At 76.4% G+C, this 24,497-nt stretch carries 16 protein-coding genes and 1 pseudogene; 13 read left to right on the top strand and 4 right to left on the bottom strand.

The window, feature by feature from the left end; genetic code table 11:
• Positions 1 to 11: 11 nt before the first annotated feature.
• The 3 genes from LC193_RS05850 to LC193_RS05840 all read left to right on the top strand — a co-directional run bounded on the left by LC193_RS05850 (position 12) and on the right by LC193_RS05840 (position 3,334).
• Entirely contained in the window at positions 12 to 2,249 is a 2,238-nt protein-coding gene (locus LC193_RS05850) for an outer membrane protein assembly factor BamB family protein (protein ID WP_226072198.1), read from the top strand.
• A 77-nt stretch (positions 2,250 to 2,326) separates the two neighbouring features.
• The gene (gene npdG / locus LC193_RS05845; protein ID WP_226072195.1) at positions 2,327 to 3,034 is read left to right on the top strand and encodes an NADPH-dependent F420 reductase; all 708 of its coding nucleotides are present in this window, start codon (positions 2,327 to 2,329) and stop codon (positions 3,032 to 3,034) included.
• A 99-nt stretch (positions 3,035 to 3,133) separates the two neighbouring features.
• Positions 3,134 to 3,334: a hypothetical protein gene (locus tag LC193_RS05840; protein ID WP_226072193.1), complete on the top strand. Its 201-nt coding sequence runs from the start codon at positions 3,134 to 3,136 to the stop codon at positions 3,332 to 3,334.
• Positions 3,335 to 3,372: 38 nt separating this feature from the next.
• Here the strand turns inward: LC193_RS05840 and panB are convergent, their stop codons facing one another.
• Positions 3,373 to 4,242, bottom strand: coding sequence for a 3-methyl-2-oxobutanoate hydroxymethyltransferase (panB, locus tag LC193_RS05835; RefSeq protein ID WP_226072189.1), 870 nt, complete (start codon positions 4,240 to 4,242; stop codon positions 3,373 to 3,375).
• 244 nt (positions 4,243 to 4,486) lie between these two features.
• Between panB and LC193_RS05830 the strand changes: the two genes are divergently transcribed.
• The 3 genes from LC193_RS05830 to pspAB all read left to right on the top strand — a co-directional run bounded on the left by LC193_RS05830 (position 4,487) and on the right by pspAB (position 7,133).
• A complete protein-coding gene (locus LC193_RS05830) occupies positions 4,487 to 5,515 on the top strand; it encodes an endonuclease/exonuclease/phosphatase family protein (RefSeq protein ID WP_226072187.1) in 1,029 nt (342 codons plus the stop codon).
• Positions 5,516 to 5,625: 110 nt separating this feature from the next.
• Entirely contained in the window at positions 5,626 to 6,528 is a 903-nt protein-coding gene (gene htpX / locus LC193_RS05825) for a zinc metalloprotease HtpX (RefSeq protein WP_226072186.1), read from the top strand.
• Between the two features lie 5 nt (positions 6,529 to 6,533).
• Entirely contained in the window at positions 6,534 to 7,133 is a 600-nt protein-coding gene (pspAB, locus tag LC193_RS05820; RefSeq protein WP_226072185.1) for a PspA-associated protein PspAB, read from the top strand.
• Between the two features lie 21 nt (positions 7,134 to 7,154).
• Here the strand turns inward: pspAB and LC193_RS05815 are convergent, their stop codons facing one another.
• Entirely contained in the window at positions 7,155 to 8,906 is a 1,752-nt protein-coding gene (locus LC193_RS05815) for an NAD+ synthase (RefSeq protein ID WP_226072183.1), read from the bottom strand.
• Positions 8,907 to 9,130: 224 nt separating this feature from the next.
• On the opposite strand from LC193_RS05815, the pseudogene LC193_RS05810 reads away from it, so the two are divergent.
• Positions 9,131 to 9,913 (top strand): annotated as a pseudogene (locus tag LC193_RS05810) (terpene synthase family protein); the annotation flags it as partial.
• A gap of 161 nt (positions 9,914 to 10,074) precedes the next feature.
• Here LC193_RS05810 and LC193_RS05805 read toward each other — a convergent pair.
• Positions 10,075 to 11,529 (bottom strand): cytochrome P450, encoded by a 1,455-nt coding sequence (locus LC193_RS05805; protein WP_226072181.1) that lies wholly within the window; start codon positions 11,527 to 11,529, stop codon positions 10,075 to 10,077.
• A 502-nt stretch (positions 11,530 to 12,031) separates the two neighbouring features.
• Here LC193_RS05805 and glnA point away from each other — a divergent pair.
• The gene (gene glnA / locus LC193_RS05800; protein WP_086160984.1) at positions 12,032 to 13,393 is read left to right on the top strand and encodes a type I glutamate--ammonia ligase; all 1,362 of its coding nucleotides are present in this window, start codon (positions 12,032 to 12,034) and stop codon (positions 13,391 to 13,393) included.
• Positions 13,394 to 13,452: 59 nt separating this feature from the next.
• Here glnA and LC193_RS05795 read toward each other — a convergent pair whose 3' ends face one another.
• On the bottom strand, positions 13,453 to 14,094 hold the full coding sequence (locus tag LC193_RS05795; protein ID WP_226072178.1) for a DUF998 domain-containing protein: 642 nt from the start codon (positions 14,092 to 14,094) through the stop codon (positions 13,453 to 13,455).
• Between the two features lie 208 nt (positions 14,095 to 14,302).
• Between LC193_RS05795 and LC193_RS05790 the strand changes: the two genes are divergently transcribed.
• The 5 genes from LC193_RS05790 to LC193_RS05770 all read left to right on the top strand — a co-directional run bounded on the left by LC193_RS05790 (position 14,303) and on the right by LC193_RS05770 (position 24,482).
• Positions 14,303 to 17,320, top strand: coding sequence for a bifunctional [glutamine synthetase] adenylyltransferase/[glutamine synthetase]-adenylyl-L-tyrosine phosphorylase (locus LC193_RS05790; RefSeq protein ID WP_226072176.1), 3,018 nt, complete (start codon positions 14,303 to 14,305; stop codon positions 17,318 to 17,320).
• 249 nt (positions 17,321 to 17,569) lie between these two features.
• Positions 17,570 to 17,758 carry a thiazolylpeptide-type bacteriocin gene (locus LC193_RS05785; RefSeq protein ID WP_226072174.1) on the top strand — a complete coding sequence of 63 codons (189 nt, stop codon included), beginning with the start codon at positions 17,570 to 17,572 and terminating at the stop codon, positions 17,756 to 17,758.
• Between the two features lie 99 nt (positions 17,759 to 17,857).
• A complete protein-coding gene (locus tag LC193_RS05780) occupies positions 17,858 to 20,539 on the top strand; it encodes a lantibiotic dehydratase (RefSeq protein WP_226072172.1) in 2,682 nt (893 codons plus the stop codon).
• Entirely contained in the window at positions 20,536 to 22,542 is a 2,007-nt protein-coding gene (locus LC193_RS05775) for a hypothetical protein (protein WP_226072170.1), read from the top strand. The genes LC193_RS05780 and LC193_RS05775 overlap by 4 nt, the downstream gene beginning before the upstream one ends.
• Positions 22,539 to 24,482 carry a TOMM precursor leader peptide-binding protein gene (locus LC193_RS05770; protein WP_226072166.1) on the top strand — a complete coding sequence of 648 codons (1,944 nt, stop codon included), beginning with the start codon at positions 22,539 to 22,541 and terminating at the stop codon, positions 24,480 to 24,482. Before LC193_RS05775 ends, LC193_RS05770 begins: the two co-directional genes overlap by 4 nt.
• Positions 24,483 to 24,497 lie beyond the last annotated feature (15 nt).

Raw genomic sequence — 24,497 nt, 5'->3', positions numbered from 1 at the left:
GGGGCGGCACGATGGTCGCAGGTCTTGAGGCGGACGACCCGCGTCAGGTGGGGCGCTACCGCATGGTCGCGCGGCTCGGCGCGGGCGGCATGGGCCGGGTCTACCTGGGGCGTTCGCCCGGCGGCCGGGACGTCGCGGTCAAGGTGGTGCGCGCCGAGCTCGCCGAGGATCCCGGGTTCAGGCAGCGGTTCGCCCGGGAGGTGGCGGCGGCCCGCCGGGTCACCGGCGTCTTCACGGCCTCGGTGGTCGACGCCGACCCGGAGGGCTCTCCCGCCTGGCTGGCCACCGAGTACGTACCCGGCATGTCGCTCGGGCAGGCGGTCGCCGGGCTCGGGCCGTGGCCGGAGCCGGCCGTGCTGGCCCTCGGGGCCGGCCTGGTCGAGGCACTTGAGGCGATCCACGGCGCCGGGGTGGTGCACCGCGACCTCAAGCCGTCGAACGTGCTGCTGGCGCCGGACGGGCCGCGCGTCATCGACTTCGGGATCTCGGTCACGGACGAACTCGGCGCCCTCACGCGGACGGGGACGGTCGTCGGCACCCCCGGGTTCATGGCGCCCGAGCAGCTGACGACGAACGGCAGGCCGGGCCCGGCGAGCGACGTCTTCGCGCTGGGGGCGGTGCTGGCCTTCGCCGCCACCGGCTCGGGCCCCTTCGGGTCCGGGGCGCCGCACACCCTGCACTACCGCACCGTCCACGAGGAGCCCGACCTGAGCCGGCTGCCCCCGGTGCTCGGCGCGGTGGTGGCCGGGTGCCTGGCCAAGACGCCGGAGGAACGGCCGGAGCTGGCCGCGCTGCTCCAGGAGCTGTCCCGGGCGTTCGAGGACGAGGCGGGTCAGGCGCCGGGGCCCCGTTCCGCGTACGGCTGGCTGCCGGGGCCCGTGGCCCTGGCACTCAGGGAGGAGCGCGCCGGCGGGGACCGCGGCGCCGGGGAGGGCGGCCTGCCCGACGCCCCCACCACGACCGGCGCGGCGCCGGGCACGAGCGCTCCCGCCCACCCGCCGACCGTCATCGGCGCGCCGGTGTCCCCGCCCCCGGCGCCCCGCACGCCCCCCGCGCCGGCGACCGCGCCCCCCAGGAGCAGGACGCGGCGCCAGGTGCTGGTGGCCGCGGCGGGCGCCGTGGGCGCCGGGGGCATCGCCCTCGCCGGCTGGCGCCTCCTCGGCGGGGACGGCGACGAGGCACCGGGCGACTCCTCGGGCCCGGGGCCGGGCGGCGGCGCTCCCGGCCCCGACGCCGAAAGCGGCACCGAGCGCTGGTCCCTCACCGACCTCGTCGCGCTCGACGCCGTCACCGTCGCCGACGGCGTCGTCTACGTGAGCACCGCCGAGGGAGTGGAGGGCCGGGTCGCCGGCCTGCACGCCCTGGACGCCGCCGACGGCGGGACGCGCTGGACGTTCCCCCTCGACGCCACGCTGGTCCGCCCGGCGGTGGCCGACGGCACCGTCTGGGTGACCGCGCGGAGCGACAGGCTGTACGCGCTCGACGCCGAGGACGGGCGCCTGCGCTGGACCTACGAGGGCAACGACACTCCGGCCTCGACCCCGACGGTCGTCGGCGACACGGTCTACGTCTGTAGTGGAGAGGGCAGGCTGTACGCCCTCGACGCCGCGAGCGGCGAGCGGCGCTGGCTCTACACCTACCCGTGGGAAGGCGGCTTGTCCGCCCCGAGTGCTCCGACGGTGGCCGACGGCGCGGTCTACGTGGGGGACGGGGACGGTGCCCTGCACGCGGTCGACGCCGCGACCGGGAGCGGCCGGTGGACGCATCCGTCCGAGAGCGGCCACCGGGTGTTCCCACCGGCCGCGGTCGCGGACGGCACCGCCTACTTCTCCAGCAGCAACGGCATCGTGTACGCCGTCGACACCGCGGGCGGGGAGCGGCGCTGGTCCTTCCGCGCCTCGGAGTACCAGCCCTCGGGGCCCGTCCTCGCGGACGGGACCGTCTACGCCCACGACTTCAGGGAGAACCTGTACGCCTTGGACGCCGCGAGCGGAGAGCAGCGCTGGGCATCCCCTCTCGGCGGCGACGTGGTCTTCGACCCGGCCGTCAGCGACGGCACGGTGTGCTTCGTCACCGAGAACGTGCTCCGCGCCGTGGACGCCCGCACCGGCCGCGCGCTGTGGTCCTTCGACATCCTCGCCGAGTCCGAGATCAGGACGCCTCCCGTGATCGCCGACCGCACCGTGTACTTCGCCATCAACGACGTGTACCACGAGGAGCACTTCGTGCTGTACGCGGTGGCGCTCTGAGGCACCGGGACGCCGCCCCGCCGCGCGCCGGCGGCCCGGCCGCCCGGCGCGTGCCGCCGGGGTGGCAGGATTTGGGCATGACTACCGCAGAATCCGGCGGCGCCAAGCCCGCCGCGAAGGACCCCTGGGAGCTGCCCGACGTCTCGGGCCTCGTCGTCGGCGTGCTCGGCGGCACCGGGGACCAGGGGCGCGGGCTCGCCTACCGCCTGGCCAGGGCGGGCCACCGGGTCGTCATCGGCTCGCGTTCCGCCGACCGGGCCGAGGCCGCGGCGGCCGAGCTGGGGGAGGGCGTCGAGGGCGCGGACAACGCGGGCTGCGCGCGCGCGAGCGACGTGGTGATCGTCGCGGTGCCCTGGGAGGGGCACGCGGCCACCCTGACCGCGCTGGCCGACGACCTCGCGGGCAAGCTCGTCGTCGACTGCGTCAACCCCCTCGGGTTCGACAAGAAGGGCGCCTACGCCATCGTTCCCGAGGAGGGCAGCGCCGCCGAGCAGGCCGCCGCGCTGCTGCCGCGCTCCCGGGTCACCGCGGCGTTCCACCACCTGTCCGCCGTGCTGCTCCAGGACCCGGCGGTCGAGCGCATCGACACGGACGTGATGGTGCTCGGCGAGGACCGGGCCGACTGCGCCGTCGTCCAGGCGCTGGCCGGCCGCATCCCCGGCATGCGCGGGGTGTTCGCCGGGCGGCTGCGCAACGCGCACCAGGTCGAGGCGCTGGTCGCCAACCTCATCTCCGTGAACCGCCGTTACAAGGCGCACGCGGGCGTCCGCCTCACCGACGTCTGACGGCGCGCCCGGCGGCGGTCCGCGCGGACCGCCGCCGGACCGCCGAAAGACCACCGCCGCACAGCCAAGCAGCTCAACGAAAGCCACCGGAGTCCCCAGATGCCCCCCGTCGCCCCGGCCGCCCGCCCGAGCCGGCTCGCCCTGTACGCGCTCGTCGTCTGCGTGCTCACCGTCGTCGCGGCGGTGGTCTCGTTCAGCCGGGGCAACTGGCTCGGCATCGTCTGGGTCCTGATGGCCGGCCTGTCCTCGAACCTGGCCTGGTACTACTTCAAGAAGTCCAGGACCCGGCCGACCGCCTGAAGCGGCCGGCCGGGCCGCCGGGCCTTTTCCGTCCGGTGTCAGTGGAAGCTGTGCTCCTCGGCCGGGTAGGCGCCGCCCACGACGTCCTCGGCGAACGCCCGCGCGGCGTCGCCCAGCGCCTCGCGCAGCCGCCCGTACTGCTTCACGAACCGGGGCGTGCGACCGCCGGGCCAGTCGGTCATCCCGGCCATGTCGGTCCACACCAGCACCTGCGCGTCGCACTCGGCGCCCGAGCCGATGCCCACGGTCGGGATGTGCAGGCTCCGCGTCACCTCGGCCGCCAGTTCCGCGGTCACGAGTTCGAGCACGACCGCGAAGGCGCCCGCGTCCTGCACCGCCTTGGCGTCCCGCAGCAGCTGCTGCGCGGCCTCCTCGCCGCGGCCCTGCACCGGGTGCCCGCCGTAGGCGTGGACGGACTGGGGGGTCAGCCCCACGTGCGCCATGACCGGAATCCCGGACTCGACGAGCAGCCGGATCTGGTCGGCGGAACGCTCGCCGCCCTCCAGCTTCACCGCGCCCACGCCGGCCTCCTTGACCAGGTGCGTCGCGCTGCGCAGCGCCTGCACGGCGCTCTCCTGGTAGGAGCCGAACGGCAGGTCGCCGACGATCAGGGCCCGGCGCGTGCCGCGCACCACGGCGGCGGCCAGCATGGTCATGTGGTCGAGGGTGACGGGCACGGTGCTCTCGTACCCGAGGTGGGCGTTCCCCGCCGAGTCGCCCACGAGCATCACCGGAATACCGGCCTCGTCGAACACCGAGGCGGTCATCGCGTCGTAGGCGGTCAGCATCGGCCACTTCTCGCCGCGCCGCTTGGCCGCCGCTATGTCCCGGACCGTGATCCTGCGGCTGGCGCTGCCGCCGTACAGACCGGGCCTGGCAGGCTTGTCCGTCGTCATCGCGCTGGTCATCGCGCTGCTCCTGTTCGTCGTCTCGAAGCGCCTTCACGGCGTCCCCGGATCACCTCCCATGGTGGCACCGACGCGGCACGCCCGGAAAGGGGTGCTGATATAACGGAACCCCGCACCCCGCCGTGACCGTCCTGAGATCACATGAACGCCTCACGCGATTCGCAGCCCCGGCCTGCCGGGTCGGGTCTGGCCCTCGGGGCCTATGGTTGCCGGGGCGGATCGCGACGGTCAGCGAGGGCAACGGATGGCACGTTTGGACACGACGGCAACCCGTTCGGACGGGGGCGACGACGAGGGCGCCGGGCCGGGAGCGGGCGAGGACCGTGCCAAGCCGCGCTGGCGGGACCGGATCGGCAGGTGGCGCCGCGGCTGGATCGTCGCCGGGTTCGCGCTCGTCCTGGCGCTGCTGCTGCTCCTGCACTCCCGCATCCCCAACCAGATCGGGAACCTCGGCAGCCTCACCCAGACCTTCCTGCCGTGGTTCGGCCTCGCGATCCCCGTCCTGGCGGCCTGCGCGGTGCTGCGCCGCTCGGCGACCGCGGTGATCGCCGTGCTGGTGCCCTCGCTGGTGTGGCTCAACCTCTTCGGCGGGCTCGTCGTCGACAAGACCGGCGGTGCCGACGGCCTCATGGTCGTCAGCCACAACGTGGACGCCGACAACGGCGACCCGGCCGCCACGGCCCGCGACCTCGCGGCGAGCGGCGCCGACCTCATCGCCCTCCAGGAGCTGCCGCAGGACGAGCAGTCCACGTACGAGGAGGGGCTGGCCGAGACCTATCCCCACCACAGCGTGCTCGGCACGGTCGGGCTGTGGAGCCGGTACCCGCTCAAGGACGCCGAGCCCGTGGACATCGGCATGGGCTGGACCAGGGCCATGCGCGCCACCGTCGAAAGCCCGGAGGGCGAGGTCGCCGCCTACGTCGCGCACCTGCCCTCGGTCCGCGTGCAGTTCCGCGCCGGGTTCACCGCGGGGCAGCGCGACGACGCGGCCGACCTGCTCGGCCACGCCATCGCGGAGGAGCCGGTGGCCCGCACCGTGCTCCTCGGGGACCTCAACGGCACGATGAACGACGGCGCCCTCGCCCCGCTCACCTCCCAGCTGCGCTCCACGCAGGGCGCCGCGGGGGCGGGCTTCGGCTTCAGCTGGCCCGCCGGGTTCCCGATGGCCCGCATCGACCAGATCCTCGTGCGCGATCTCGAACCCGTGTCGTCCTGGACACTGCCCGCGACCGGAAGCGACCACCTGCCCGTCGCGGCCCGCGTCGGCCTCTGAGCGGGCCGTTCCGCTCCCGTTCTCCCTTTTGCCCGGTCCTGCTCTACTTTTGAGAGAGAAGGAGACAAAGGGACAACACGGGACCGAAGGGACCGGTGAGGACGGCAGGCATGGCACGCACCCGATACGCGCCCGACCACGGGCTCACGCGCCGCATGGTGCTCACCATGTTCCTCATCGGCCTGCTCTACGTCGTCTTCGTCGGCGTGCTGATCGCCGCGCTCGGCAAGGCGTGGCCGCTGGTCATCGTGCTGGTCGGCGGCTTGTTCGTGGCCCAGTTCTGGTTCAGCGACCGGATCGCCGCGTTCAGCATGGGCGCCCGCGAGGTCACCCCTGAGCAGGCGCCGGAGCTGCACGGCGCGGTGGACCGGCTGTGCGCCCTGGCCGACATGCCCAAGCCGCGCGTCGCCATCGCGGACAGCGACGTGCCCAACGCGTTCGCCACCGGCCGCAGCCAGCACAAGTCCCTGGTCTGCGTCACCACGGGGCTGCTGCGCCGCCTGGAGCCCGAGGAGCTCGAAGGCGTGCTGGCCCACGAGCTGTCGCACGTCGCGCACCGCGACGTGGCCGTCATGACGGTGGCCGCGTTCCTCGGCGTGCTCGCCGGGCTGATCACCCGCATGGCCCTGTGGACCGGACTCTTCGGCCGCACCGGGCGCGACAACAACCAGAACGTGCTCCTGCTGCTGATCCCGCTGATCAGCGCCGTCGTCTACGTGATCAGCTTCCTGCTGACCCGGCTGCTGTCCCGCTACCGCGAGCTGTCCGCCGACCGCACCGGCGCACTGCTCACCGGCCGCCCCGCGGCGCTGGCCTCGGCCCTGACCAAGGTCTCCGGGCAGATGTCGCGCATCCCCACCCGCGACCTGCGGCAGGCCGAGCCGTTCAACGCCTTCTTCTTCGCCCCCGCCCTGTCGCCGGGGGCCAGCCTCGGGCGCCTGTTCTCCTCGCACCCGACGCTGGAGCAGCGCCTCGACCGGCTGGCGAAGCTGTCCTCCCAGCTCGGCGGGTGACGGCCATGGGTCTCCTCGACATCATCCTCGGCCGCCGCAAGCCCGCACGGCCCGACCTCGACCAGCTGTTCGCCGTGCCGTCGGCCGCCGTCACCCTCCAAGCCGGGGCGGGCCTGACCCCGACCGGGCGCGGCTCGGTGTGCTTCGCGAGCGTCGAGGGCGGCGCGTTCGACCGGGTCAGGCGGGAGGTGCGCGACCTGCTCGACGCCGACACCGCGACCGGCGGCATCCCCGTGGAGTTCAGCCAGGACGCCTACGGCTACACCTGGCTGCTCGCCGAGCACGCGCCGGACGACCTCGGCGGCCTCGTCAACGACCTGCACGCCGTGAACACCCTGCTCCAGGACGCGGGCTTCGGCCCGCAGCTGCTGTGCTCGCTGACCGGCTTCCGCACCGCGCCCGACGAGCGCGGCGAGCAGCGTTCCGTGGCCCTGGTCTACCTGTACAAGCGCGGCACGTTCTACCCGTTCGCGCCCCTGCCGGGCCGGGCCGAGCGCCGCGACAACGCGCTCGAACTCCAGACCCGCGCGCTGCTCGCGGACGACCTGCGGCTGGAACGCGACCTCGCCCGCTGGTTCCCGGTGTGGGGCGCGCCCGGCCTGTAGCGGCCGGGCGCGCCCCGCGGGTCACTCGCGCCAGCCGTTGGTGATGGGCAGCCTGCGGTCCTTGCCGAACCCCTTCGGGCTGATCTTCGTGCCCGGCGGGTACTGGCGCCGCTTGTACTCGGCGGCGTCCACCATCCGCAGCACGCGGCCGACCAGCTCGTCGGGGAACCCGGCCGCGACGATCTCCGCACGGCCGCGGTCGCGGTCCACGTAGAGTTCGAGCACGGCGTCGAGCTGGTCGTAGTCGGGCAGCGAGTCCGTGTCCACCTGCCCGGGGCGCAGCTCCGCGCTCGGCGGCTTGGCGATGGAGTTCTCCGGGATCGGCGGCGTCTCGCCGCGCCGGGCCGCGACCTCGTTGCGCCAGCGCGCCAGCCGGTAGACGCCCGACTTGTAGACGTCCTTGATCGGCGCGTAGGCCCCGACCGAGTCGCCGTAGAGGGTCGAGTAGCCGACGGCGAGCTCGCTCTTGTTGCCGGGGGCGAGCACGATGTGGCCCTCCTGGTTGGACACCGCCATGAGCAGGGTGCCGCGCAGCCGCGACTGGAGGTTCTCCTCCGCGAGGCCCGTCAGCTCCACGGCGGACATGTAGGCGTCGAACATCGGGCCGACCGGCACCGTGCGCAGGTTCAGTCCCGTGCGGCGCGCGAGTTCCGCCGCGTCGCTCCTGGAGTGCTCCGAGGAGTACCGGGAGGGCATCGAGATCCCGTACACGTTCTCGGGGCCCAGCGCGTCGCACGCGATGACGGCGCACAGCGCCGAGTCGATGCCGCCCGACACGCCGAGCAGCACCGAGCGGAAGCCGTTCTTCCTCGTGTAGGCGCGCACCCCGGTGACCAGCGCCCGGTACATCTCCTCGGCGTCGTCGATGCGTTCGGCCTCGCCGCCCGGGTACTGCGGCGCGTAGGGCGGCAGCGGGTCGGCCGACAGCGTCACGTGGTCCACGCGCAGCCCGTCGTCGACCCGCCCGGACGGGGGCGCCGGCGCGGCGGCCGGCAGCTGGAGGTCGAGCAGCAGGCTCTCGGCCGTGAACTGCGGCCCGCGCGCGAGCACCGCGCCCTCGTGGTCCACGACGATCGAGTCGCCGTCGAAGACCAGTTCGTCCTGCCCGCCGACCATCGCCAGGTAGGCCAGCGCGCACCCGGCCTCCCTGGCCCGCCTGCGCACCAGTTCGAGCCGCGTGTCGTCCTTGTGCACCTCGTAGGGCGAGGCGTTGATGGCCAGCAGCAGCCCGGCGCCCGCCGACCGCGCGGCCGGCACCCGGCCGCCGTCCTGCCACAGGTCCTCGCAGATCGCGAGCGCCACGTCGACGCCGTGGACGCGGACCACAGGCAGCGTCGCGCCGGGCACGAAGTAGCGGAACTCGTCGAACACCCCGTAGTTGGGCAGGTGGTGCTTGGCGAACGTCAGCACCACCTCGCCGCGGTGCAGCACGGCGCCCGCGTTGCTCGGCGAGCCGGGCGGAAGACCGGCGTTGACCCGGGTCTCCTCGGTCGAGCGGTCCAGGTAGCCGAGGACCACAGGCACCTCGCCGAGCCCCTCCCCGGCCAGCCGCGCGGCCAGCTCGCCGAGCGCCGCGCGGCTCGCGGACACGAACGACGAGCGCAGCGCCAGGTCCTCCACCGGGTAGCCGGTCAGCATCATCTCGGGGAACGCCACCAGGTGCGCGCCGCGTTCCACGCCGTGCCGGGTCCAGCGCAGCACGGCCTCGGAGTTCGCGGACAGGTCACCGACGGTCGCGTCGATCTGGTTCAGGGCGATACGTAGCTGAGGCACGCGGCCGAGTGTAATCGTCCGACTGACATTATGGGCTGACCCGCGGTCCCGGCCGGTCCCCGCCCGGCCCGGGCCGCGCGGGGACCGCGCGCCGGGCGGCCGTGAACCGGTGGGTCACCCGGCATATTCGGCCAGGGTGTGCCGGAGGGCGGTTGCCGGCGGCCCGGCCGGGGCAAGGCACCCCGGAAGGCCCGTCGCAGCGCCGTCCATGCCGGAGGGGTGGCATGCCGCAGGACGTCAGCTTCTTCCTGCCCTTCCAGCCGAGGACCAACCCGGAGGCGGACCGCGCGCGCGAGCGGCACCTGGGCTGGGCGGCAGGACTCGGCCTCGTGCGCGGCGCGCCCGCCCTGCGCCGCTACCGCGGCTGGCTGCTGACGGAGCTGGCCGCCACCGCCTACCCGGACGCCCGCGGCGCCGACCTCGACCTCGTCACGGACGCGGTGTGCCTCGGCTTCCCGCTGGACGACCAGTTCGCCGGGCCCGCGGGCCGGCAGCCGGACCGCGCCGCGCGGCTGTGCACCGAACTCGCCGCCATCCCCTACCGCGCCCCGGACGCCCGGCTGCTGCTCGACCTGCCGGTGACGCGCGCCTACCGGGACGTGTGGCGGCGCGGCGCCGAGGGCATGTCGCCGGCCTGGCGGCACCGGGCCGCCGGCCACCTCACGCGCTTCTTCCGCGCCTACGTGACCGAGGCGCTCAACCGGTCCCTCGGCGTCCGGCTGACCGAGGCGTCCTACCTGGCCGTGCGGCGCGACGCGGTGGGCACCGCGCCGTGCTTCGACCTGATCGAGCGCGCCGGGCACTTCGAGGTGCCGCCCGCGGCCTACTGGAGCCGCGAGGTGCGCACCCTGACGCGGTGCGCGGGCGACATCATCCTGCTGTGCAACGACGTGCACTCCGTGGAACGCGAGGAGGCCGGCGGCGATCCGCACAATCTGCTCCTGGTCAGGCAGCGCGCCCTGCGCTGCTCGCGCGCCGAGGCGATCGCGCACGTGGCCGCCCTGGTCGAGGAGCGGGCCCGGCTGTTCGGGACCGTGGCAGGGCGCCTGCCCGGCCTGTGCCGCGACCTGCGGCTCGACGCGGCGGGCGGTGCGGCCGTGGCGGCCTACGCGGACGGGCTGCGGTCCTGGATGGCCGCCAACGGCCGCTGGGGCGCGCTCTCCGGGCGCTACGCGCCGGGCGGCGCCCCCGGCGCGGGCGAGGACGACGGGGACGGCGCGCCCGGCGGCCGGGGCGCCCCCGGCGGCGGGCCGGGGGGCACCGGCCCCGCAGCCGGCCGAGTGCCGCCCGCGCCCCCGGGACCGCCCGCACGGCCGGCGCCGGTCGCCTGACCCACGCGCTCCCCGGCCGGGCGCGGCGTGAACACCACGGGGAGCGCGTCCAGGCGCCGGGACCAGGTCGAGGACGACCAGGTCAGCTCGCCCGCCGCCACGGCGGGCGCCAGGTCGGGCAGCCGGGAGAGCAGCACCTCGATCGTCGTCTCGGCGATGGCCCGGCCGATGTCCTGCCCGGGGCACTCGTGCGGGCCGCTGGTGAACGCCAGGTGGGAGCGGTTGCCGTGCATGGGCGTGCCGGCCCGGGGCCGGACCAGGGGATCGGCGTTGGCCGCGGCGAGGCCGAGGAGCAGCACGTCGCCCCCGCGGATGCGGCGACCGCCGAGGTCGGTGTCGCGCAGCGCGAACCCGCCCGGGCACACCGCGATCGGCGGCTCGTCCCACAGCACCTGCTCGACCGCCTCCGACAGCGTCATCCGCCCGTCCAGCAGGGAGCCGCGGAACACCGGGTGCACGAGAACGAGCCGCAGGACGTTCGCGACGAGGTTGGTGGTGGACTCGTTGGCCGCCACGAGCACCAGCCGCAGGTGGTGCTTGACCTCGTCGTCCGAGAGCGCGGCCGGGTGGGCGATCAGCCAGGACGCCAGGTCGTGCCCCGGCGCCTCGTGGCGGCTGAGCACCAGCCGGTGCAGCACCTGCTGGATGTGCCGGTCGCTGGTGACGGCCCGTTCCGTGCCGGTCAGCAGCTGGCGGCTCGCCTCCGCGAGCCCGGGCCCGAGCGGCCCAGGCACGCCGAGCAGGCGCGTGAGCGTCAGCGTCGGCGCCACGCGCGCGTACTGGCCGAGCAGGTCGGCCCGCCCGTCCGCGGCGAAGCGGTCGATCAGCCCGTGGGCGGCCGTCCGCGTCCAGCGGCGCAGCGCCCCGCGGTCGAAGCGCTGGAGGCTCTCGTGCACCGCGCCGCGCAGCCGCTGGTGCGCGGCGCCGTCCACGTGGGTGCAGTCGGGGCCCCACAGCAGGACGGGCGCGATGGGGGAGTCGGGCAGGACCCGCCCGCGCCGCCACTCCGTCCAGTTGCGCCCGTCGCGGCTGAAGCGGTGCGGATCGCGGGTCACTTCGAGCACCTCGCGGTAGCCGAGGACGAGCCACCCGGGCACGTCGCCCTCCAGCAGGACCGGGGCCACCGCGCCGTGCCGCGCCCGCAGCCGTTCGTACAGCGCGGCCGGGGCCGCGGACGCCGCGCGGCCGTACAGCCGCTGCACCCCGCCGGGGCCGAGGCCGTGCGCCGGGCAGCCCGGCGGAGGGGCGGCCCTCGGGCCTGCCGGGGGCGGATCGGGCGGGGGCGGGGTCACGTGGCGCTCCTTGGGACGTGGGGCTGCGGGCGAGGGCTGCGGGCGGGAACGGCGGGGAAACGGCGCCGGGTACGGAACGGACGGGCCCGGCGGCGGTCGGGTCCCGGCACCGCCCGGTGGCACGCCGGCGGGCGCGGTGACATTGGGTCACGGGCGCGGCGCACCGGGTGACTGGGAGAGTAGAGCGCGGTGGGCGCGTGTCGCAGGCGGTTGCCGAAACCTCCTCCGAACGAGCCCGCCGGCCCGGCCGGCGCGCGGTGCGCGGCGTCGCCCCGACCGGCGCTGACCTGCGGCCGGCCCCGCCGCCCCGGGCGGAGCCGGGGCCGTGCATCCTTGGCCAAAGGTCAAGTCGGCCGCCCGGGCGCCGGTGCCCCACAATGGACCTGGGCCGCCCCGGTCGCGCACGCGCAACGCCCTCGAAATCCCGTGCTGGGATGCTCGGGGCCCATGGCGGCCCGCGGCCCGGGGACGAAGCCGTCCGACCAGCGAGGAATGGGTGGAAATGGAGAAGCAGCAGGAGTTCGTGCTCCGCACGCTGGAGGAGCGGGACATCCGGTTCGTGCGCCTGTGGTTCACCGATGTGCTCGGCTTCCTCAAATCCGTCGCCGTCGCCCCCGCCGAACTTGAACAGGCGTTCGACGAGGGGATCGGGTTCGACGGCTCGGCCATCGAGGGCTTCGCCCGCGTCCACGAGTCCGACATGATCGCCAAGCCCGCGCCCAGCACGTTCCAGATCCTGCCCTGGCGCGCCGAATCCCCCGGCACGGCCCGCATGTTCTGCGACATCCTGATGCCCGACGGCTCCCCGTCCTACGCCGACCCCAGGTACGTGCTCAAGCGCGCCCTGGCCAAGAGCTCCGACCTCGGCTTCACCTTCTACACCCACCCCGAGATCGAGTTCTTCCTGCTCAACGAGAAGCCCGTGGACGGCACGCCGCCCACCCCGGCCGACACCTCCGGCTACTTCGACCACACCCCGCAGAACATCGGCATGGACTTCAGGCGGCAGGCCATCACCATGCTCGAATCCATGGGCATCTCCGTGGAGTTCTCCCACCACGAGGGCGCCCCCGGCCAGCAGGAGATCGACCTGCGCTACGCCGACGCGCTGTCGACGGCCGACAACATCATGACGTTCCGCCTGGTGATGAAGCAGGTCGCGCTGGAGCAGGGCGTGCAGGCGACGTTCATGCCCAAGCCGTTCTCGGAATACCCCGGCTCCGGCATGCACACCCACCTCTCGCTGTTCGAGGGCGACCGCAACGCGTTCCACGAGACCGGCGCCGAGTACCAGCTGTCCAAGGTCGGGCGCTCGTTCATCGCCGGGCTGCTGCGGCACGCGGGCGAGATCTCCGCCGTCACCAACCAGTGGGTCAACTCCTACAAGCGGATCTGGGGCGGCAGCCAGCGCACCGCGGGCGCCGGCGGCGAGGCGCCCTCCTACATCTGCTGGGGCCACAACAACCGCTCCGCGCTCATCCGCGTCCCCATGTACAAGCCGGGCAAGACGGGTTCGACCCGCGTCGAGGTCCGCTCGCTCGACTCGGGCGCCAACCCCTACCTCGCCTACGCGGTCCTGCTCGCCGCGGGGCTGAAGGGCGTGGAGGAGGACTACGAGCTGCCGGCCGGCGCCGAGGACGACGTCTGGGCCCTGTCCGACCGCGAACGCCGCGCCCTGGGGATCGAGCCCCTTCCGCAGAACTTGGGCGAGGCCATCCACCTCATGCAGCACAGCGAACTCGTCGCCGAGACCCTGGGCGAGCACGTCTTCGACTTCTTCCTGCGCAACAAGCGCCAGGAGTGGGAGGAGTACCGCTCCGAGGTGACCGCGTTCGAGCTGCGGAAGAACCTGCCGGTGCTGTAGGCCGGAACGCCCGCGCGGGCGTTCCGGCGCCCCGCGGTCCGGCCACCGGGCCGCCCCGGCTACCGGGCCGCGTGGGCGAACAGCAGGCCGAGCCAGAGCCAGCCGACGACGATCGCCGCGCGCTGGACGAGGCCGGTCCTCGGGTGGTCGTTCTCCCACGCCTGCCCGAACGCGAGCGCGGCCACCAGCATGACGGCCCCCGTCAGCACCGAGTACGTCTGCCACACCACCCCGTCCAGCACGAACGCGGCGACGACCGCCGTGACGGGCAGGGAGAAGAAGACGACGACCCCGGCCTCGTCGTGCCGCCGGTGGCGCCACGAGGTCTCCTCCGGCGTCCCCTCGGGCGCGCCCGGCGGATAGCCCCGCATGGCGTCCATCGGGAACACGCCCGACGCGACCAGCGCCACGCCGAACACCCCGATCAGCACCGCGAGCAGCACGCTGCCCCCGGTGGCAGCGAGGGCGACCGCGCCCGCCGTGACCGCCGCGCCGCAGACGACGAAGTTCGCCACCTGGAGCCAGCCGCGCGGGCCGAGCGCCAGCGCGCTGACGGCGTGCCTGACGGGGTGGTACCCGGGGCGGGTCCAGCCGTCCACGAGGAAGGTGACGACGAACAGCCACGCGCCGGCCGCGCCGAGCCACAGCACCGCCGTCACCGCGCGGGCCGTCCGGGAAGCGGTCCGGCGGGGCAGGGGCATCGGAACATGGGCGGCCGTCCGTTCGGGGCAAGGTGCGCGGTGCCGGCCGAACGTAGGCAGCGCCGGGCGCATCCGTCAAGCGCGGAAGGCGCCGCGCCCGGCTGCCGTGCCCGCGCCGCCGCCGCGCTGGCTACTCTCTATGCGGGGCCGGCCCCGCATGCCGGCCCCGCTGACCAAGCGGGACACCGCCACAGAGGGGACTTGCGACGTGCCGGTCGGTGGGCGAAGGGACAGCCGCTTCGGACAACTCCTGCGCCGGGGGTTCACCGATCCCACGGCCGCGACGCGGCTGCTCGACGCGCCCGCGCTCGGCCAGGCGGCGGCGGACGGCGTCCTGCTCGACGCGCTCGGCGCCACCGCCGACCCCGACCTCGCGCTGCGCGGACTCGTCCGGCTGGCCGAGGCGCAGCCGGAGGCGGAACGCACCCTGCTGCTCGACACCCTCCTGGCCGCCAAGCCGCTGCGGGACCGGCTGCTCGCCGTGCTCGGCGCATCGGAAGGGCTCGCCGACCACCTCGCCCGCCACCCGGGAGACTGGCGGTCCCTCGTCGCGTTCGAGACGGCCGACCTGCACCCGGGCACGCCCGAGTTCGAGGCCGCGCTCGCGCCGGCCGACGACCCCGACGCGCTGCGCGTGCGCTACCGCAGGGCCCTGCTGACCATCGCCGCCCGCGACATCACCGGCACCACCGGCTTCGCCGAGGCTGCGGCCGAGCTGGCCGACCTGGCGACCGCGACGCTGCGCGCCGCGCTGCGCCTGGCGGCCGAGGCCGCGCCCGAGGACGCGGCCCGCTGCCGGCTCGCCGTCATCGGCATGGGCAAGTGCGGCGGCCGGGAGCTGAACTACGTCTCCGACGTGGACGTCGTCTTCGTCGCGGAGCCCGCCGAGGGCACCGAGGAGGGCCCCGCCCTCCAGGCGGCGACCCGGCTCGCCTCGCACCTGATGCGGCTGTGCTCGGAGACCACGGGCGAGGGGACGATCTGGCCGGTGGACGCCAACCTCCGCCCCGAGGGCCGCAACGGCCCCCTGGTGCGCACCCTCAGCAGCCACCTCGCCTACTACCGCCGCTGGGCGAAGACCTGGGAGTTCCAGGCCCTGCTCAAGGCCCGCCCCGTGGCCGGCGACGCGGCGCTCGGCGAGGACTACTGCGCGGCCGTCGCCCCCCTGGTGTGGCGGGCGGTCGAACGGGAGAACTTCGTCCCCGACGTGCAGGCCATGCGGCGCCGCGTCGAGCAGTCCATCCCGGCCGGCCAGGCCGAACGCGAACTCAAGCTCGGCCCTGGCGGCCTGCGCGACGTCGAGTTCGCCGTCCAGCTGCTCCAACTCGTCCACGGCCGCACCGACACCGCCCTGCGCCCCGGGCCCCTCGGCGACGCCGACGGCATCCCGAGCGCCACCACGCTCGACGCCCTGGCCGCGCTGGCCGCCGGCGGCTACGTCGGCCGCCAGGACGCCGCGTCCCTCGACGCCTCCTACCGCTTCCTGCGCACCGCCGAGCACCGCCTCCAGCTGCACCGCCTGCGCCGCACCCACCTCATGCCCACCGACGAGGCCGACCTGCGGCGGCTCGGCCGCTCGCTCGGGTTCACCGGCGAGCCGGTCAGGGAACTGACCGCGGCCTGGCGCCGCCACACCGCGGCCGTGCGCCGCCTGCACGAGAAGCTGTTCTACCGGCCGCTGCTCGACGCCGTCGCGCGCCTCGACGCGGGCGGGGTGGGTCTGGGCGAGAACGCCGCGCGCGAACGCCTCGTCGCCCTCGGCTACGCCGACCCCGTCGCCGCCCTGCGCCACCTGAGCGCCCTGGCCTCCGGCGTCTCGCGCAAGGCGGCCATCCAGCGCACCCTGCTGCCCGTCCTGCTCGACCGGTTCGCGGACTCCGCCGACCCGGACGCCGGACTGCTCGGCTTCCGCAAGGTGTCCGACGCGCTCGGCGCCAGCCCCTGGTACCTGCGGCTGCTGCGCGACGAGGGCGCCGCGGCCGAGAACCTGGCCCGCGTGCTGTCCGCCGGGCGCCTGGCGCCCGACCTGCTGCTGCGCGCCCCCGAGGCGGTGGCCCTGCTCGGCGACCCGGTCGGGCTCAGGCCGCGCCCGCCGGCTGCGCTGACCCAGGAGATCAGGGCCGCCGTCCGCCGCTCCGAGTCCGCCGAGGGCGCCGCGGCCTTCGCCCGCGGCGTGCGCCGCCGCGAACTGTTCCGCACCGCCGCGGCCGACATCATCGACGCCTACGCGCCGGGGGAGCAGACCGGGGCCGGGGCCCCGGGCCGCGTACTCGACCGGGTCGGCGACGCGCTCAGCGACATCAACGCCGCCACCCTGGGCGGCGTGCTCGCCGCCGCCGTCGCGGCGCGGGGCGAGGAGCCGCCCACGCGCCTGGCCGTGATCGCCTTCGGCCGGTTCGGCGGCCACGAACTGAACTACGGCTCGGACGCGGACATCGTCTTCGTCCACGACCCGCTGCCGGGCGCCGACGAACAGTCCGCCGCACAGGCCGCGTTCGCCATCGCCAACGAGCTGATCCGGCTGCTGCACCTGCCGAGCGTCGACCCGCCGCTCGTCGTCGACACCGGCCTGCGGCCCGAGGGCAGGAACGGGCCGCTGGTCCGCTCGTTGGCCAGCTTCGCCGCCTACTACCGCCGCTGGTCGCTGAGTTGGGAGAGCCAGGCGCTGCTGCGCGCCGAACCCGTCGCGGGGGACCCGGAACTCGGCGCGCGCTTCATGGACCTCGTCGACCCGCTGCGCTACCCGGAGGGCGGGCTCGCGGACGACGCCGTCCGCGAGATCAGGCGGCTCAAGGCCCGGATGGAGGCCGAACGGCTGCCGCGCGGCGCCGACCCCACCACGCACACCAAGCTCGGCCGCGGCGGCCTGTCGGACATCGAGTGGACCGTCCAGCTGCTCCAGCTGCGGCACGCCCGCGAGGTGCCCGCGCTGCGCACCACCCGCACCCGCCGCGCGCTGGCCGAGGCCGCCGCCGCTGGCCTGCTCGACGGCACGGACGCCGAAGTGCTCGACGAGGCGTGGGTCCTGGCCTCGCGCGTCCGCAACGCCGTGATGCTGGTCCGCGGCCGGCCGCTCGACACCTTCCCCGCCGACACCCGCGAGGCCGCGGCCGTCGCCCGCTACCTCGGCTACGAGCCGGGCGCGGTCGGCCGCATGCTGGACGACTACCGGCGCGTCACCCGCCGGGCCAGGGCCGTGGTGGAACGCCTCTTCTACGAGGGCTGATTTCTGGGGGTCCCGCGGGTCCTGCGGGTTCGGCGGCGGTCCCGGGGACCGGGCTTCACGCTCCCCATTCCCGCCACGTCGGCAAAGGGCTGCCCGCGGTGTCGCGGGCTCCGTCAACTCTCCGGTAATCGCGGAGACTTGCGCGGTTACTCGACCTTCACGCACTCTCCCGCTGTGTGAAGACGCGGGCTAGACTGCCGCCTCGGTTCACCGAATCGTGACCATGCGACGAACTGCCCAGGAGGGCACATGACATCTCGCGACACACCGGCGTCGTTCGACCTCGACGGCCTCGACCTCGGTGAGATCACGGTCACCGCCATGCGCGACACCGCGGGCATCGGGGAGTCCACGTACTCCCTCTCCTCCTCGTCGTCCACCTCTTGTGCGGCGTGCAGCGGTTGCAGCGTGCAGCCGCCGACACACGGCCTGATGTGACACGAGGACACCTCGGACCTCCGGCGGTTCCCGGGCGCTTCGCCCGGCGCCGCCGGAGGTGCGCCCGCCCAGCCGCCCGCGCCCGCCGACGGGACCCACGTGACGCCCACCGCCCCTGAGCCCCGCACCGAGACCCGGCCGGCCGACCGCGCCGAGCCGGCGCCCGCCGTTCCCGCACCCGCCGTTCCCGACGTTCCCGCACCCGCGGCCCCGGCCGCGCGTCTCGCCCCCGGCGCCCTGGTCCGCGCCACGCTGGCGGCCCGGCCCCCGGAAGGCCAGGCCGCCGCCGTCTTCCGCGCCCGCCTCGCCGAACTCACCGAGGCCGAACGCCGACTCGCCGCGCTCGCGCCCGCCCTGGGCGACGCCCTCCACGCGAGCCGCGCGGGCCACTCGCAGGACTTCCACCGCGCCGTCGTGCTGCCCCTGCGCCGCGCCCTGCACAACGGGCGCCCCCCGCGCGCCGCAACCCTCGAACGGCTGGGCGACCTGCCCGGCCGCCTGCCAGAACTGCGCGCCTGGCTCGCGCTGTCGGAACGCCGCGCCCACCTGCTCGCCGCCCTGCGCGCCGCGGGCCCCGAGGCGCTCGCGGAGGACCGCGCGGCGCTCGCGGCGCTGTGCCGGGAGCCGGCGTTCCAGCGGGCCGCCTCGTTCACCAGCGCCGACTTGCTGCGCGCGGTGCTGCGCGCGGGCACGGGCCGCGAGGACCGCAGGGCCAGGAAGGAAGAGGCCGGCGTGCTGCGCTACGCGGCCCGTGCCGTGGCCCGCACCACCCCGCTGTCGTGGTTCGCCGCCGTCGGCTGGGGCGCGCTGCCGCCCCCGGCCGACGGGCCGCCGCCCGCCGCCCGTGGCGGCATCTCCCTGCCGGCCCGGGACGCCACCGCCGTGGTCCGCCCGAACCGCACCCTGGTCGACACCCTGAGCGCGGCCCTGTTCGCGTCGCCGCGCCGCGGCGCCCTGCTGCCGCACCGGATGTGCAGCGGCCCCCGGCTGGACGGCGACCGCGCCACCTTCGCCCGCGCCCGCACGGCCTGGACGGCCGCCAGGTTCCTCGCCGTCGAGGACGACGAGGTCACCCTCGCCGCCACGCAGCCGCTGCGCCGCCTCGCGGAGCTGGCCGCCGCACCGGCCGCCCTCGACACCCTGGCCGACGCGCTCGGCGGACCGGAACGCCGCGCGGAGGCCCGCGCGTTCCTCGACCGCGTGCGCGCGGCGGGGCTGCTGGTGCCCGTCGAACCGTTCGACCCGCAGGACCCCGACCCGCTGCCCCGCCTCGCCCGCTGGCTGCGCGAGCGCGGCGGCACGCCGGAGGACCTGCGACTGGCCGACCGCATCGCGGAGATAGCCGAGGCCACCGGCGCGTTCCGCACCGCGCCGCCGGAACGCCGGGCCGCGCTGCTCGCCACCCTCCGCGACCGCTGGGGCACCCTGCTCGACGACGTCGGCCGACCCGTCGGCCCCTCCGCGTCGGCCCTCTCCGTGCTCTCCGAGGACGTCGTGGTCCGCCGCCCTGTCCCGCTGGCCGGCGCCCTCGACCGCCGCGACCACCAGGCCCTGGGCGAACTCGCCCACATCGCAGAGCTGTTCGACGTCGGCCCGGCCCTGCGCCGTTTCGTCAGGGACCGGTTCGTCGCCCGGTACGGCGAGGGCGGCACCTGCGCGCAGGTGTGGGACTTCGGCGCCGAGGCGTTCGCGGCGTGGCAGCAGGCCGCCCGCGCGCCGGAGGGCGACGCGGCCGACCCGCTCGCGGCGCCGCGCGCCGACCTGGTGTCCGCCGTCCTGGCCGCGCACGACGGCGACCCCGGGCGGGACGCCGTCCTGCCCGCCGGCCTCGTCGCGGACCTCGGCCGCCGGTTACCCGAGGCCGTGCTGCGACGCCCGGTCTCCTACACGTGGTTCGTCCAGCGCGGAACGGACGGGCTGCTGGCCGTCAACCAGGTCTACGGCGGGTGGGGCCGCTTCACCAGCCGCTTCCTCGCCGCCCTCGACCCGGCGGCGGCCAGGGCGACCGCGGCGGCGGTGCGCGCGGCCACGCGCCCCGGCGCGCGGATCGCGCAGGTGCGCCCGGTCAGCGGCTTCAACGCGAACCTGCACCCGCTGTTCGCGCCGGACGAGATCGGCCCCGACTCCTCGCGCGCCTCGCTCGGCCCCGACGACATCGAACTCGCCCACGACCCGCGCACCGACGAGGTGCGGGTCCGGGTGCGCGCCACGGGCGAGCCGCTCGACGTGCTCTACGCGGGGGTGTTCGCCCCCGTGCTGCTGCCCCCGCGCCTGGCGCCCCTGCTGACCGACCACCCGCACGGCACCACCGACTTCTCCGCGCTCGTGCCCCGGCACACCTCGGCCGTCCCCGGCGGCCACCTGGTGCGGACGCCCAGGCTGCGGCACGGCCACGTAGTGCTGCGCCGCGGCCGCTGGCACCTGGCGGCCGGCAGCGTCGCGGCGCTGCGCGCCGAACTCGCCGCCGACGCCGACGTTCCCGCGGCCACGGCCGCGAAGTGGCGCGCGCTGCTCGGCGTTCCCGAGCACGTCTTCCTGCACGCCGTGCCGGAGCCGGGGGGCACCGGCCTCACGGACGGCCTGCTGGCCGCGCTCGACCGCAGGAAACCGCAGTTCGTCGACCTGGGGAACGCCCTGCACCTGCGCTGCCTCGGCAAGTGGCTGGCCAGGCACCCGCACGGCGTCGTGGTCGAGGAGGCGCTGCCCGTACCGGGAGCCGCCGGGGGCGGCCCCGCCGTCGAACTCGCCGTGGAGACCTACCGGCCCGGGCGTGACGCGTGAACGCCGGCGGCCCGCCGCCGGGGCGGCGCACCGGGCGGTCCGCGAACGCCCCCCGCGCGGACGGCCGGGCGACGGGCGGGGACGGCCCCGGGACGGACGGGGCGGTCCTGGCGTCCGCCGCCGCCGCGCCCCCCGACGCGCTTGACGAGCTGCCCCGATGGCGGCTGCGGCCCGGCGTCGCGGTGACCGCGCTCGCGTCCGGCGTCCACCTGAGGGGCTGGATCACCAGCGTCACCCTGGAGGGCAGCCCGGCGCTCGCCGCCCTCTGGCGGCACGTGGACCACGCGCTGGCGACGGACGGCGGCACGGCACTCGCCCGCGACACCCCGCGCGGCTCGCCGCTGCGCGCCGCGTTCGTCACCCTGATCGAACAGCTGCGCGCGCACGACCTGTTGACCGCACGCTCCCACGCGGGGGCGGGGCCCGCCGCCCCCTGGCTCGACACGGTCGCCGGCCGGCCAGGGCGCGCCGCCGCCCACCTCGCCCGCACGCACACCGAGGTGCGCGCCGCCGAGCGGGCGGGCGCGCTCGCGCGCGCCGCCGAACGCGCCCTCGGCGGCGCCGACCGGGCCCCGGCCCCGGCTCAGGAGGTCGGCCCCGACCTGCCCGCGGGGCAGGTGCTGCTGACCGCCACGACCGGCCGGCAGGTGCGGGCCGTGGCGGCCGGCGTGCGCGGCGGCACCGGGTTCGTCACCCCCGTCGGCAGCCCGGCCCAGGTCCGCGCCGACGCCCGCGCGCTGGCCGCGCGGCTGGCGGAGCGGGACATCCAGGACGTCCAGGACACCGGCGTTCCGCCCGGAACCGCCCTGACGGCGCTGGTGGCCGCAGGCGCGGCGCAGCGCCTGCTGTGCGCGGCGGCCGGGCTGCGCGACCCGTCGGCGGAAGCGGGCGACACGCGCCTGCTGCCCTGGCTGCCCGCCGTGCTGATCGCGGAGGAGGAGCCGTTGCGCGGCGAGTACCGCACCTGGCCGCGCCCGGCCCCGCCGGCCGGTGAGCGCGCGCCCTCGGGCCCCGCGCCCCGCACGCTCGCGGAGGCCCTGGCCCGGGTGCCCGTGCTCGGCGACCCCCTCGTCGGCGTGCTGGACGAGCCGTCGCCCGGCGCTCTGCCCCAACTGCCGGTGGCGCTGGCCGCGTGCGCCGTGCCGCACGGCCGCCTGCTCGCCGGCGCGGCGCGGCCCGACCTGGCGCGCCTCGAAGCGCTGTGCCGGGCCGCGGAGTCGCGGCTCGGCGGCGAGCGGGCCGGCATCGTCGTGGGCCTGAACCCCGGGCACGCCCGGGGCCGCGCGCTGCGCCGCGCCGCCGGACACGAGGACGCGGTCGGGCGCGAGGACGCGGCGCGGCACGCCCCGGCCGAGGGGGAAGGCGGCGGGGCGCCGGTCGACTGGCGCCCGTGCGTGGCCGAGGACCCCCAGGCCGGGCACTGGTGGTCGGTCCTGGTCCGCAGGCTCGGGGCGCGCGCGGAGCTGGGCCTGTGGCGGGTCGGCTCCACCGGCGCGTTCCGCGCGGTGGTGCGCGCCACTTCCGTCACTTCCGCCACCCCCGTCACCCGCGCCCCCGCCCCGCCGCCCGGGTCGGGCCGGCCGCTCGGCACCGCCGTCGAGGCGACCGCGGCCGACGCCGTCGCCTTCGCGGCGCTCTCGGCCGCCGTCCGCGTCCAGGCCCGTGACCGGGCCGCGGACGCGACGCACCTGGCCCTGCCCAGCGGCGCGCTCGCGCCGCTCGCCGCGACCGGGGACCGGGCGCCGTGGGAGGACCGGGGCTGGACGAGCGGGTGGCTCGCGGAGGTGGCCGACCGCGAGGCGGCCCTCCAGGCCGCGCTCGCCGCGTCGGCCGCGCCGCGCCTGGCCCCCTGGGCTCCCCGGCACCCGGCCGACGGCCCCGAGCACGAGCTGTGGACCGCGTTGCACGCGTCGGGCCTGACGGTCCTGGCCCTCGACCCGGCCCCCGGCGCACGCCACGACCTCGCGCCCGTCGGCGTGCCGGCGGCGGAGGGCGCCCGGTGACCCCGGCCGCCGATCCGCTCCTGCGCGCCCTGGCCGGCCACGGCGTCACCGCGCTGGACGCGGACGCCGCGCTCGCCCGCACCGAGGGGCGGGCGGTCGTCGTGCTCGACGCGTGGTCGCTCGGCACCGCCGCCGCCCTGTCGCGCCACGCGCTGCGCCACCCGGTCACCCTGGTCCCCGTGCGCGGCGACGGCGCCCTCACCGTCGTGGGGCCGGTCCTGCGGCCCGGCGCGCGCGGCTGCGCCGCCTGCGGCGAGTACCAGCGCCTGGCGACCATCGGGGGGCGCGTGCCCTGGGACAGCGAGCAACTGCGGCTCGCCGGGCGGCCCTCGCCCGCCTTCACCGACGCCGTCGCCACCCTGGCCGCCGGCCTGCTCGCGGCGGCGGGCGACACCGCGCACCCGCCCGCAGGCGACGACCAGGAGCCTGCCGCCGTGCACGTCGTGCACAGCGCGCGCGGCACCTGGACGACGCACGCCTTCCGGCCCACGGCCGGCTGCCGCGTGTGCCGCCCGCTGCCGCCCGAGGGCCCCGAGGTGGCCGAGGCGGCCTTCGGCCCGGCCGCGCGCCGCCGGCCGGGGCCGCCGCACGACCCGGCCACGCTGCGCGCACCGAACGCGAGGACGGACAACGCCGGGCTGCGGCGCGAACTGCTCGACGCGCGCTTCGGGCCCGTGCACCAGATCCTGCGCACCGAGGAGTCCGCCTACAGCCTGACCAGCGCCTACGTCACCTACGGGCGGCACCTGCGCGACGGCGGCTACGGGCGCGCCGCGGACTTCGCGAGCAGCGAGCGCGTCGCGCTCTTCGAGGCGGCGGAACGGCTCGCCTCCATGGCCCCCACGGGCCACGCGACGGTGCTGCGCGCCCCGTTCGCGGAACTCGGCCCGCACCGCGCGCTCGACCCGGAACGGCTCGGCCTGCCCGACCCGGCCCACCACGGCCACCCCGCGTCCGCCACGGTCCCCTACACGCCGGACCTCGAACTCGACTGGGTGCACGGCTGGTCCCTCACCCGCGACCGGGCCGTGGCGGTACCGGAGCACGTCGCCTACTGGGACCCGGCCCCCGGCGGGCCCCGCGTGGTGTACGAGAGTTCCAACGGCTGCGGCCTGGGCAACAGCCCGCAGGAGGCCGCCCTGTTCGGTCTTTTCGAGGTCGCCGAGCGCGACGCGTTCCTCATGGCCTGGTACGCCAGGACCCCGCTGCGCCGCGTCGCCCTGCCCGAGGACCAGGACACGCTGGCCCTCGTCGACCGCGCCGCGCTCGCCGGCTACCGGGTGACCGTGTTCGACGCGACCAACGACCTCGGCGTGCCCGCCGTGCTCGTGGCCGCCCTGCACCGGGGCGAGCCGGCCGCCGCGCCGCAGGCGTTCCTCGCGGCGGGCGCGCACCACGACCCGCGCGCCGCGATCCGCTCCGCCGTCGCCGAGGTGGTGACCAACGTGGTCAACGCCCCGCACCGGCACGCGGCCGAGCCCGACCTGTTCGACCCGGCGCGGCTGCGGCCCATGCTGGAACGGCCCGAGCTGGTCACCACGCTCGCCGACCACGTGGCCCTGCACACCCTGCCCGAGGCGCGGCCCCGGATCGAGTTCCTGTTCGCGGGCGGCCCCGAGGCCGACTGGCGCGAGGTCTGGCCCGGCGCGCCCGCGCCGGTCGCGGGCGCCGCCGCGCTCCTGGACGCGACCGTCGGCCGCCTGGCGGCGCTGGGCCTGGAGGTGGTCGTCGTGCCCCAGGACCTGCCAGGGGCCCGCGAACGGCTCGGGCTGCACACGGCCAAGGTCATCGTGCCGGGCACCCTGCCCATGACGTTCGGACACGTCAACCGCCGCACCCGCGGCCTGCCGCGCCTCCTTGAGGTGCCGCACCGGCTGGGCCGCGCCGACCGCGTGCCGCGCCACGACGAACTCGCCCTCCACCCGCACCCGTTCCCCTGACCGTCCCGCCGAAGT

Origin of the sequence: Streptomyces marincola, assembly GCF_020410765.1 — a bacterium.
In the GTDB taxonomy this organism is placed as follows: domain Bacteria; phylum Actinomycetota; class Actinomycetes; order Streptomycetales; family Streptomycetaceae; genus Streptomyces; species Streptomyces marincola.
The sequence above is the reverse complement of the archived record's forward strand: the minus strand, read 5'-3'. Positions and strand labels throughout refer to the sequence as shown.

What these genes read in the sequence shown, in the direction of transcription:
- pspAB (WP_226072185.1), top strand. Translation starts at nt 6,534, where the DNA reads ATGGGTCTCCTCGACATCATCCTCGGCCGCCGCAAGCCCGCACGGCCC.
- LC193_RS05785 (WP_226072174.1), top strand. Translation starts at nt 17,570, where the DNA reads ATGACATCTCGCGACACACCGGCGTCGTTCGACCTCGACGGCCTCGAC.
- LC193_RS05850 (WP_226072198.1), top strand. Translation starts at nt 12, where the DNA reads ATGGTCGCAGGTCTTGAGGCGGACGACCCGCGTCAGGTGGGGCGCTAC.
- LC193_RS05840 (WP_226072193.1), top strand. Translation starts at nt 3,134, where the DNA reads ATGCCCCCCGTCGCCCCGGCCGCCCGCCCGAGCCGGCTCGCCCTGTAC.
- glnA (WP_086160984.1), top strand. Translation starts at nt 12,032, where the DNA reads ATGGAGAAGCAGCAGGAGTTCGTGCTCCGCACGCTGGAGGAGCGGGAC.
- npdG (WP_226072195.1), top strand. Translation starts at nt 2,327, where the DNA reads ATGACTACCGCAGAATCCGGCGGCGCCAAGCCCGCCGCGAAGGACCCC.
- LC193_RS05830 (WP_226072187.1), top strand. Translation starts at nt 4,487, where the DNA reads ATGGCACGTTTGGACACGACGGCAACCCGTTCGGACGGGGGCGACGAC.
- LC193_RS05795 (WP_226072178.1), bottom strand. Translation starts at nt 14,094, where the DNA reads ATGCCCCTGCCCCGCCGGACCGCTTCCCGGACGGCCCGCGCGGTGACG.
- panB (WP_226072189.1), bottom strand. Translation starts at nt 4,242, where the DNA reads ATGACCAGCGCGATGACGACGGACAAGCCTGCCAGGCCCGGTCTGTAC.
- htpX (WP_226072186.1), top strand. Translation starts at nt 5,626, where the DNA reads ATGGCACGCACCCGATACGCGCCCGACCACGGGCTCACGCGCCGCATG.